At 48.2% G+C, this 9,943-nt stretch carries 12 protein-coding genes and 2 pseudogenes; all 14 read left to right on the plus strand.

The annotated features are described in order from the left end of the window. Positions 1-102 (plus strand): DUF4134 family protein (locus BSCG_RS28970; protein WP_139016506.1); only part of this gene is annotated, 102 nt, incomplete at its 5' end. An 11-nt stretch (positions 103-113) separates the two neighbouring features. Then, the gene (locus BSCG_RS06835; RefSeq protein ID WP_004309896.1) at positions 114-464 is read left to right on the plus strand and encodes a DUF4133 domain-containing protein; all 351 of its coding nucleotides are present in this window, start codon (positions 114-116) and stop codon (positions 462-464) included. Continuing rightward, positions 427-2,928: pseudogene (locus BSCG_RS0127770) on the plus strand (TraG family conjugative transposon ATPase). The gene BSCG_RS06835 and the pseudogene BSCG_RS0127770 overlap by 38 nt, the downstream one beginning before the upstream one ends. 20 nt (positions 2,929-2,948) lie before the next feature. Continuing rightward, on the plus strand, positions 2,949-3,581 hold the full coding sequence (locus BSCG_RS06830) for a DUF4141 domain-containing protein (RefSeq protein WP_004318720.1): 633 nt from the start codon (positions 2,949-2,951) through the stop codon (positions 3,579-3,581). Positions 3,582-3,605: 24 nt separating this feature from the next. Next, entirely contained in the window at positions 3,606-4,625 is a 1,020-nt protein-coding gene (gene traJ / locus BSCG_RS06825; RefSeq protein ID WP_004308042.1) for a conjugative transposon protein TraJ, read from the plus strand. A 21-nt stretch (positions 4,626-4,646) separates the two neighbouring features. Continuing rightward, positions 4,647-5,270: pseudogene (gene traK, locus BSCG_RS0127785) on the plus strand (conjugative transposon protein TraK). Between the two features lie 12 nt (positions 5,271-5,282). Then, the gene (locus BSCG_RS06820) at positions 5,283-5,543 is read left to right on the plus strand and encodes a hypothetical protein (RefSeq protein WP_004318726.1); all 261 of its coding nucleotides are present in this window, start codon (positions 5,283-5,285) and stop codon (positions 5,541-5,543) included. After that, positions 5,543-5,731 carry a hypothetical protein gene (locus BSCG_RS0127790; protein WP_004308045.1) on the plus strand — a complete coding sequence of 63 codons (189 nt, stop codon included), beginning with the start codon at positions 5,543-5,545 and terminating at the stop codon, positions 5,729-5,731. The genes BSCG_RS06820 and BSCG_RS0127790 overlap by 1 nt, the downstream gene beginning before the upstream one ends. Further along, positions 5,732-6,850 carry a conjugative transposon protein TraM gene (gene traM / locus BSCG_RS06815; protein ID WP_008776846.1) on the plus strand — a complete coding sequence of 373 codons (1,119 nt, stop codon included), beginning with the start codon at positions 5,732-5,734 and terminating at the stop codon, positions 6,848-6,850. It begins immediately after the preceding gene. A gap of 33 nt (positions 6,851-6,883) precedes the next feature. Beyond that, a complete protein-coding gene (gene traN / locus BSCG_RS06810) occupies positions 6,884-7,783 on the plus strand; it encodes a conjugative transposon protein TraN (RefSeq protein WP_004308047.1) in 900 nt (299 codons plus the stop codon). A gap of 2 nt (positions 7,784-7,785) precedes the next feature. After that, positions 7,786-8,370 (plus strand): conjugal transfer protein TraO, encoded by a 585-nt coding sequence (locus BSCG_RS06805; protein ID WP_004308048.1) that lies wholly within the window; start codon positions 7,786-7,788, stop codon positions 8,368-8,370. Positions 8,371-8,380: 10 nt separating this feature from the next. Beyond that, positions 8,381-8,869 carry a hypothetical protein gene (locus BSCG_RS0127795; protein WP_004308049.1) on the plus strand — a complete coding sequence of 163 codons (489 nt, stop codon included), beginning with the start codon at positions 8,381-8,383 and terminating at the stop codon, positions 8,867-8,869. Positions 8,870-8,920: 51 nt separating this feature from the next. Then, a complete protein-coding gene (locus BSCG_RS06800) occupies positions 8,921-9,385 on the plus strand; it encodes a TraQ conjugal transfer family protein (RefSeq protein WP_004308050.1) in 465 nt (154 codons plus the stop codon). A gap of 11 nt (positions 9,386-9,396) precedes the next feature. Then, entirely contained in the window at positions 9,397-9,882 is a 486-nt protein-coding gene (locus BSCG_RS06795) for a hypothetical protein (protein ID WP_007217340.1), read from the plus strand. Positions 9,883-9,943: the final 61 nt, after the last annotated feature.

The following is a 9,943-nucleotide window of genomic DNA, read 5'->3' on the forward strand; positions in this document are numbered from 1 at the left end:
AGTAGCGGCGACCCCGACACCGGTAAAACCGCCGGGAGCTGGTTTGGAGCCTGCGTCTTCCTCATCATCGCGGCGACAGTCCTTCGTTCCTTCTTCCTGTAATATAGCAGGCTATGGAATACAATATCAACAAGGGAATCGGACGCAACGTGGAATTCAACGGCTTGCAGGCACAATACCTGTACTTTTTTGTCGGGGGCTTGCTGGCCATTTTCCTGCTGTTCGTCATCTTCTATATGATAGGTATTGACCGGTGGTTCTGTATCGGTTTCGGTGTCCTCTCCGCTTTCTCTCTGATCTTCGGGGTGTTCCACCTGAACAAGAAGTATGGTCCCAACGGCCTGATGAAGCTGGCCGCAGTCAAGTACCACCCGTCCTATATCATCAATCGCAAACGTATATCTTCCTTATTTAAAAAACGCATTCATGAGAAATATATTAAAAGCCGCAACGCTGGAAAGTAAGTTTCCAATCCTGTCCGTGGAGGAAGGGTGCATTCTCTCCAAAGACGCGGACGTGACCATCGGCTTCAAGGTCTTTCTTCCGGAGCTGTTCACGGTCACTTCCGCAGATTATGCATCCATGCACGGCACATGAACAAAGGCAGTCAAGGTACTGCCGAATTATACGATAGTACACCGCCAGGACTGGTTTCTGAAAGAAAATTACAAGGCCGACACGCAGAAAGACGGGATGAGTTTTTTGGACCGTTCTTTCGAACTTCATTTTAATGAACGGCCTTTCCTAAATCATTTCTCTTACCTGTTTATCACCAAGACGACTAAGGAACGCAGCCGCAGCCAGAGCAATTTCTCCATCCTCTGCCGGGGGAATATAATTCCGAAGGAAGTCCGGGACAAAGAAACGGTCAGCCTGTTTTTGGAGAGTGTCGACCAGTTCGAGCGCATCCTGAATGACTCGGCCTTTATCCGTCTGGAGCGGTTGACCACCGATGAGATAGTCGGCACACCGCAGCAGGCCGGATTGATTGAAAAGTATTTTTCTCTTTCGCAGCAGGACACGACCACACTGAAGGATATACAGATGAGCGCGTCGGAGATGCGCATCGGGGATGATATCCTCTGCGTACATACGCTTTCCGATGTGGATGATCTTCCCGGTTCCGTCCAGACGGATACCCGGTATGAGAAATACTCCACCGACCGCAGCGACTGCCGTCTAAGTTTTGCCGCTCCGGTGGGGCTAATGCTCTCCTGTAACCATATTTACAACCAGTTCCTGTTCATCGATGATTCGGCAGAAATCCTGCAACGCTTTGAGAAGACGGCACGCAACATGCACTCGCTTTCCAAATACAGCCGAGCCAACCAACTTAACAAGCAGTGGATTGATGCCTACCTGGACGAGGCGCATTCCTTCGGGCTGACCGCCATCCGTTGCCATTGCAATGTCATGGCATGGTCGGACAGCCGGGAGAAGCTCAAGGTGATAAAGAACGATACCGGTTCTGCTCTGGCCCTGATGGGATGCAAGCCCCGTTATAATACCATTGACGCACCTGCCTTGTATTGGGCAGGTATTCCGGGAGGCGAGGGCGATTTCCCTTCCGAGGAGTCCTTTTTCACTTTCGTCGAACAGGGAGTCTGCTTCTTTACGGAAGAGACGAACTATGCGGATTCCCTGTCGCCATTCGGTATCAAGATGGCAGACCGGACAAACGGGAAGCCCCTGCATCTGGATATTTCGGACGAACCGATGCGTCGTGGTATTACAACCAACCGTAACAAGCTGGTCATCGGGCCTTCCGGTTCGGGCAAGTCATTTTTTATGAACCATCTTGTGAGACAGTATTGGGAACAGAATACCCACATTATATTGATCGACATCGGTAACAGTTACAAGGGATTATGTGACCTGATTCACCAGCGCACAAACGGTGAGGATGGCATATATTATACGTATAGTGAAAAACATCCGATAGCTTTTAATCCATTTTTCACCGAAGACAAGGTCTTTGACCTGGAAAAGAAAGAGTCCATTAAAACGCTGATCATGTCGCTCTGGAAAAGGGATACGGAAGTCATTACCCGTGCCGAGGAAGTAGCACTCTCAATGGCGGTTAACCTGTTCCTTGAAAAGATAAAGGAGGACAATGAGCTAGTTCCTTCCTTTAATACTTTCTACGAGTTCGTACAGGGAGAGTTCCGTGGAATACTGGAGGAGAAGCATTACCGCGAGAAGGATTTCGATCTCACTAACTTTCTGAATGTATTGGCTCCTTATTATCGTGGTGGAGAGTACGATTATCTGCTGAACTCCGACGAGCAGCTCGACCTCTTGAACAAGCGTTTTGTGGTATTTGAAATTGACGAAATTAAGGAGCATAAAATTCTTTTTCCGGTAGTCACTGTCATCATTATGGAGGCTTTCATAAACAAAATGAGACGTTTGCATGGGGTGCGAAAGATGATAGTTGTAGAGGAGGCTTGGAAGGCAATCGCACGTGAAGGCATGGCTGACTATATAAAGTTTTTATACAAAACGGTTAGAAAGTATTTTGGTGAGGCCGTTGTCGTCACTCAAGAACTGGACGATATTGTATCAAGTCCCATTATCAAAGACACCATTATCAACAATGCCGATTGTAAGATTCTGCTGGATCAGCGAAAGTATATTAACAAGTTTGACTCCGTACAGTCCCTGCTCGGATTGACCGACAAAGAGAAAGGGCAGATATTGTCTATCAATCAGTCCAACGATCCGGCACGGAAGTATAAGGAGGTTTGAATAGGCTTGGGAGGTGTCCGGTCCGCTGTCTATGCCACAGAAACCTCTGTCGAGGAGTATCTCACCTATACCACGGAAGAAACCGAAAAACTGGAAGTCACACAAATGACAGAGAAGCTGGGCGGCAATATGGAGCAGGCTATCCGAATGTTGGCAAGTGAGAAGAAAAAGAAAAAATAAACGATTAAAATAAAGAAGCAATGAGAAAGAGAATTATAAGCATGTTGTTTGTCCTGTCGGCCTTTATAGTACCGGCAAGCGTACAGGCACAGTGGGTGGTGTCCGATCCGGGCAACCTCGTCCAGGGTATCGTGAACAGTGTCAACGAAATAGTGGAGACCTCGGAAACGGCGCAGAATGCCCTCTCCACATGGAAGGAGACCTCAAAGATTTTCGAGCAGGGGCGTGAGTATTACGACAAGCTGCGCAAAGTGAACGACCTGATCAGCGGCAGCGAGAAAGTCAAGGAGTCCGTCCTGATGCTCGGTGATATCTCCGAGATTTACGTGAACAATTTCGGCAAGATGCTAACCGACAAGAATTTCAGCCAGCGGGAGCTGAATGCGATAGCTGCCGGTTATAACACCATCATGAAGAAGAGCAGCCGCAGCATTACCGAGCTGAAGAATATCATCAATCCCACCGGCATGTCCATGAACGACAAGGAACGCATTGACCTGGTGAACCGGGTATACAGGGAAATGACACATTACAAGGAATTGGCCAACTACTACACCCGCAAGAACCTGCATGTATCCTACCTGCGTGCCAAGGAGAAGAACGAGCAGCAACAGGTATTTGACCTGTACGGCAAGGATGAGCGTTATTGGTAGTCTACAATTTTAAAAGAATCAATTATGGTATTATTATCCATTTCATTTGAAAATATGCACCAGATTCTTCGGAATCTCTATGATACGATGACCAAACTCTGCCACCCGATGATGGACATGGCGATGGCACTCGCTGCATTAGGAGCTTTGTTCTATATCGCTTACCGTGTCTGGCAGTCGCTCTCCCGTGCGGAGCCCATCGATGTCTTTTCGATGTTACGGCCTTTTGTCCTGGGCATGTGTATCCTTTTCTTTGACGTGATGGTGCTGGGAACTCTCAACGGTATCTTTAGCCCCATCGTTCAGGGAACCGGAATGCTGCTCCGTGACCAGACCTTCGACTTGCAGAAGTACCAGCAGGAGAAGGACAAGCTCCGTGCGGACATGATGGCTAAGACGATGATGACCGGACGTGTCTTTGCTTCCAATGAGGAGCTGGATGCGGAACTGGATAACATGGGCTGGAGTGAGGAGGAGCATACGGCCTTGCAGACCATGTATGAGGTTTCGTATGCCTTCTCCCTGCAAGGTATTGTCCAGATGGTCATGCGCAAATTGCTGGAGATTCTCTTCCAGTCCGCTTCGCTGGTCATCGACACGATCCGTACCTTTTTCCTGATAGTCCTAAGCATTTTGGGACCGATAGCCTTTGCCCTGAGTGTTTTTGACGGACTGCAGAACACGCTTGTCCAATGGCTGGCACGCTATATCAGTGTCTATCTCTGGCTACCGGTGGCTGATCTCTTCGGGGCGATGCTTGCCAAGATACAGACGCTAATCCTGCAGGAAGAGATGAACCTGATGGCCGATCCGATGAGTGTCATTGACGTGGACGGTTCCTCGGCCATCTATCTGATATTCATGGTCATCGGCATTATCGGATATTTTTGTGTGCCCACTGTTTCGAACTGGATTGTCCAAGCGGGAGGTATGAGTGCCTATAACCGGAATGTCAACAATACGACATCCAAGGTGACCAATGTAGCCGGTGCTGCGGCGGGTGCTTCGACGGGAAATGTCGGTGCCGTATTATTGAAAAAGTAGAAATTGAAAAAACATAAAATTATGGAATTTAAAAGTTTTAAAAACATCGAATCCTCGTTCAGGCAGATCCGCCTGTTCACGTTGGTCTTTCTGGGTATTTGTGCCTCACTGACTACGTATGCCATCTGAAAGTCCTACCTCTTTGCTAACCAGCAACGGGAGAAAGTATATGTATTGGATCAGGGCAAGTCACTCATAGTGGCGTTATCCCAAGATGCGGCATTGAACCGTCCGGTGGAGGCCCGCGAGCATGTGCGCCGCATGCATGAACTGTTCTTTACGCTGGCTCCCGATAAGGCCGCTATCGAATCCAATATCAACCGGGCCATGTATCTGGCGGACAAGAGTCTTTATAGTTATTACCGGGATTGGAACGAGAAAGGCTATTATAATCGTCTGATCAGCGGTAATATTAACCAGACTGTCCTGGTAGACAGCATGCAGTGTGATTTCGATAACTATCCGTACCGGATCACCACCTTTGCCCGGCAGATGATTATCCGAAACAGCAATATCACCGAGCGTTCCCTGGTCACCCGTTGCTTCCTGCAGAGTACGGTCAGGTCGGATAATAATCCGCAAGGCTTCATGGCGGAACGCTTTGAGATTTTGGAAAACAGGGATATAAGGACCGTTGAACGCTAATATATTAAGGTAATGAAAAGCAGGAAGATAAAGACAGAGATCAGCGAAAAACTGAAGAACGTTTGCGAGGAGCTGTCCGAAAAAGAGCGTAAGGGAGTGCTTGTGGGCATGCTGGTTACCAGTACCGTTCTATGTGGTATCACCGTAGCACGCGCTTTCGGGCGTTTTCTCTCTCACGGCACACAAAAGGAGTTGCCGTTTGTCCATCCGGTGGACTCCCTCCACCGGGCGGATAAAGACAGTATAATGTATCACCCTAAAACCAACGAGTAATGGAAGATAAAGATTTGGAAAAGCCCGAAGCGGCAGAAGAAACGGCGGTACAGCCGGAAAACGGCAGAGCCTTGAAGGAAGAACCTGAAAAAGAGAAGAAGGTGCTCACACCGGAAGAGATGGAAAAAAGAAGGAAGTTCATTGTGATTCCGGCCTTTGTGCTGGTCTTCCTGGGAGTCATGTACTGAATATTTGCCCCCTCCGGCAAGGAAAACGAGACGGAAGCCCCCGGAAATTCAGGATTCAATGTGAACGTACCCGAACCTACCACTGCCAAACTGGTGGATAAGAAGACCGCTGCCTATGAGAAGCAACAGGCGGAAGTGGAGGAAGAAAGCCGGATGAAGTCGTTGGAGCAGCTTGCCGGGACATTAATGAACGAAGGAAAGGGGGCATCCGATACCGGTGAAAAAGAAAAGGACGGAGACCGGTTGCAACAGTCCGTTAATACCTACGAGCAAATCTCCGGGCAGTTGAATGACTTCTATGAGACTCCCAAAGAGACGGCAAACAGCGATTTGGAAAGAAAAGTAGATGAACTGAACAAAAAGCTGGAAGAGGCGGAAAAGGAGAAGAACAAGGCGGCTACCCGAGAAGAACTGATGGAGCGGTCCTACAAGATGGCGGCAAAGTATCTGAACCCGGATAAGGATACGGTCCAGGAGAAAGCTGTCGGAAAAGAACCCACGGAAACTGTTCCGGTTCAGCGGGCGGAGTATCAGACGACCTCCGGCCTTTCACAACCTGTTACGGATTCCGCCTATATCGCTTCGCTTACTGTCGAGAGGAATTACGGTTTTAATACTGCTGTCGGGAACAGCTACCAAATGGGGACGAATACCATCGCCGCCTGCATTCCGGAGAACCAGATCATTGAACAGGGAGGCAGGGTAAAACTCCGGTTGCTGCAACCTCTACAAGCCGGCAACATTACCGTTCCGGAGAACAGTCTGGTAACAGGTGCGGCGGTCATACAGGGAGAGCGTCTGGATATCCTGATCAGCAGCATCGAGTATGCCGGGAATATCATTCCTGTTCAGTTGGCGACTTACGATATAGACGGGCAGAAAGGTATTTTCGTTCCCGGATCGGAAACCCGCAATGCGGCAAAGGATGCGGCTGGAACGGTCAGCGAGAGCATGGGAAACAGCGTTTCGTTTGCACGTTCTGCCGGACAGCAGGTGGTCATGGACCTGACGCGCGGAGTCATGCAGGGCGGCACGCGGTTGATCGCCGGACGGGTTCGCGCGGTCAAGGTGACACTGAAAGCCGGATATAAGGTGCTGCTGGTCACAAAGAGACAATAACGGATTATTCACTTTAATAAAAAAGACAAGACAATGAAAATAGTTATAGCATTCTTGATGGCTGTTCTGGCCTCGGTATCCGGTTTTTCACAGGAGGAAAGGCCGGTAAATCCCGTCAGGATTCTGACGGCGGGCCAGCATATCATCCCTTATAAAATAGAGGTCACTTTTGGGAAGACGGTGCATATCCTCTTCCCTTCGGAAGTGCGCTACGTGGATTTGGGCAGTAACAATATCATCGCAGGCAAGGCTGACGGAGTCGAGAACGTGGTACGTGTCAAAGCGGCGGTGAAGGAGTTTCCGGGAGAGACGAACTTCTCCGTGATTACAGGAGACGGCTCTTTCTTTTCCTTCAATGTCGTTTATAAGGAAGAGCCTTCCACACTGAATATCAATATGGACCAGTGGATGAACCCGGACGAGGGAGAAAAGAAAGGAGGCAGCTCCATCCGTGTCACGGAACTGGGCGAGGAAGATCCGACGGTCATTGCCAGCGTGATGTACACCATCCACCGGCTGGACCGTAGGGACGTGAAGCATATCGGATGCAGGCAGTTCGGGATGCAGGCTCTTTTAAAGGGCATTTATGTGCATAAGGACCTGATCTTCTTCCATGTTTCCCTGACGAACAATTCCAATGTGCCTTTCGATGTGGATTTCGTGCGATTTAAGATAGTGGATAAGAAGATAGCCAAAAGGACGGCTCAGCAGGAAACTTATATTGAACCGGTACGCACGCTCAATGCCCTGACACGCATCGAAGGAAAGAGCACGGGACGGATCGTGTATGCCTTTCCGAAAATTGTCATTCCTGACGACAAGTTGCTGGAAGTGGAAATTTACGAGAAAGGGGGAGGCCGTCACCAGCGGTTCTATATTGAGAACAGTGACCTGGTGGACGCGCGTATTGTGAATGAATTAATCGGTGAGTAATCATGAAAAGAGTTTTATTTATTTTGTTATGCATTTGTCTGCCCTTTGTGGCAGGCAAATCTTTTGCCCAGCGTTACCTGCCGGGGCAGAAAGGTATCCAGCTTACGTTAGGCGGTGTAGACGACTTCGGTTCAAATGTGAAGCATCTGCATGGTAATTTCCAGGTCGGACTGGCTCTGAGTCGGTATAACCGGAACCATTCCCGCTGGCTGTTCGGGGCGGATTATGTGAAAAAGCACTATTCCTATAAGGATGTTGCGATCCCCAAAGCGCAGTTTACCGGGGAGGTAGGTTATTTCGTGCCGTTCATCTCGGACCGTGGTAAGAACGTGTTCTTCTCTGCCGGTCTTTCCGCTCTGGCGGGTTATGAGACGACCAACTGGAACTGCAAGCTGCTCTATGACGGGGCGACTTTAAAGAATGACGGATGCTTCATTTATGGTTTTGCCCCGGCTTTCGAGATGGAGGCGTTCCTTTCCGACAGGCTGGTTTTTCTTTTCAATGTCCGCCAGAGGATATTCTTCGGATCATCCGTGGGGAATTTCCACACGGTGGCAGCTGTCGGTGTCAAGTACATTTTCAATTAGCGGCAACAGTATGGAACAAGGCAATTGGAACGTGGATGAGATGCTTCATTGGCTGGATATGAAAATAAACCGGGAAGACCGGAACATACGTGAACAAAGCAAGAAGATGAATGAGAATTTCCTACACTTTTTCGAATGGAATGCGGAGAGCCTGTATAAGTCTCATTTTATGTCCGGGTGTTATAAGATACTCCGGCAGGCGGTGGACGGGGCAAAGGGCATGGATACGGTTTGGAATATTGTTGAGGACAACATTGCTTACTGTGAGAACAAACTGTTGAACGGTCAGGTGGATTGTAACAGTTCCAGCCGGACAACGAATGTTGCCCATTTCCTGAAGTTGGAGTGTATGCAGCAGTTAGTTAGGGATTACCGGGAATTCGCGAATATCCTTGCGCAAACGCCTCCCGAAGAGAATTTGCAACAGACGGCTAATAAAACAGAAAAGAAGAGAGAAGAGCCGCCTGAAAGAAAGATAAAAACGGGCATCAGGCGTTAGCCGACAACGGACTCAATCAAGTAAATTATTCATTTAGTAATACGTAAAATCATGAAGATGAAATTAATAATAAGTGGTATCATGCTCACATTGCTTTGCCTGCTGGGTGGCTGTGATGATAAATTGGAAGTACAGCAGGCTTATGATTTCTCGCTAACGTCCTGGTATCTCCAGAAGACCATTTCCCCGGATGAGACCGTGGAGATTCGTCTGACACTCAATCGTAGCGGAAACTATGAGGAAGCCGGCTATCAAATCGGTTATATACAGATGGAGGGTAGCGGCGAGGTGTACGACAAGAAGAAGGTCTATCTGGTGAACCGGGAGATGCAACCGTTGGATTCGATAGCGGAGTTGGATGACAGCGATCCCTGCCGCCAGGTATTCACGCTCTTCTATCATAACCGAAGCAGCAAGAATGCGGAAATTAAATTCGTGATAGCGGATAATTTCCATCAGGAAAGAGAACTGGATATATCCTTTCAGAGCGAAACTGAAACGGACATGGAACTATAAATCGGACAACAATGGATAAAAGTGATTTAAGGATCGAACAATTGCAGCAATATCTTGACAAGAAGAAAGGGGTTGTGGAAAGCGATATAAAAGAGTATAACCAGCAACTGGGAAAAAACTATCTTCATTTCTTTGACTGGCATGCCGATGACTTGTATAAGGCCTGTTATATGGATAAGAATTATAAGGCCATTCAGGAGGCGATTGATACCGCTGAAACGCCGAAGGACATTGAAGGCTATTTGAAGCGTTGTACCCTGTATGTAGAAGAAGATCTCCTGAACGGTCCGCTTGTCAAGAAAAGTACCAACCCGATGTCGAATATGGCCCATTCCCTGGAGATGGAATGCAAACAGGAGTTACTGAAGGACCTCCGGTATTTAAACAGGCTTCTTCAGAGTGAGACTGTAAGTGAAAGAATAAGGCCGCAAGAAGCACCCCGACAAGAAATTGTGCCTGTGAAAGAAAAGAAGAAAACGGGACCACGGTTGAGATAGTATCAATTGAAAGCAATAAAAAAGCTACTGAATTTTTGTTTCAGTAGCTTTTTTATTTATC

Origin of the sequence: Bacteroides sp. 2_2_4, assembly GCF_000157055.1 — a bacterium.
In the GTDB taxonomy this organism is placed as follows: Bacteria; Bacteroidota; Bacteroidia; order Bacteroidales; family Bacteroidaceae; genus Bacteroides; species Bacteroides ovatus.

Excerpts from the sequence above, each read along its gene's own strand:
- BSCG_RS06835 (WP_004309896.1), top strand. The coding sequence starts at position 114 with ATGGAATACAATATCAACAAGGGAATCGGACGCAACGTGGAATTCAAC.
- BSCG_RS06830 (WP_004318720.1), top strand. The coding sequence starts at position 2,949 with ATGAGAAAGAGAATTATAAGCATGTTGTTTGTCCTGTCGGCCTTTATA.
- traJ (WP_004308042.1), top strand. The coding sequence starts at position 3,606 with ATGGTATTATTATCCATTTCATTTGAAAATATGCACCAGATTCTTCGG.
- BSCG_RS06820 (WP_004318726.1), top strand. The coding sequence starts at position 5,283 with ATGAAAAGCAGGAAGATAAAGACAGAGATCAGCGAAAAACTGAAGAAC.
- BSCG_RS0127790 (WP_004308045.1), top strand. The coding sequence starts at position 5,543 with ATGGAAGATAAAGATTTGGAAAAGCCCGAAGCGGCAGAAGAAACGGCG.
- traN (WP_004308047.1), top strand. The coding sequence starts at position 6,884 with ATGAAAATAGTTATAGCATTCTTGATGGCTGTTCTGGCCTCGGTATCC.
- BSCG_RS06805 (WP_004308048.1), top strand. The coding sequence starts at position 7,786 with ATGAAAAGAGTTTTATTTATTTTGTTATGCATTTGTCTGCCCTTTGTG.
- BSCG_RS0127795 (WP_004308049.1), top strand. The coding sequence starts at position 8,381 with ATGGAACAAGGCAATTGGAACGTGGATGAGATGCTTCATTGGCTGGAT.
- BSCG_RS06800 (WP_004308050.1), top strand. The coding sequence starts at position 8,921 with ATGAAGATGAAATTAATAATAAGTGGTATCATGCTCACATTGCTTTGC.
- BSCG_RS06795 (WP_007217340.1), top strand. The coding sequence starts at position 9,397 with ATGGATAAAAGTGATTTAAGGATCGAACAATTGCAGCAATATCTTGAC.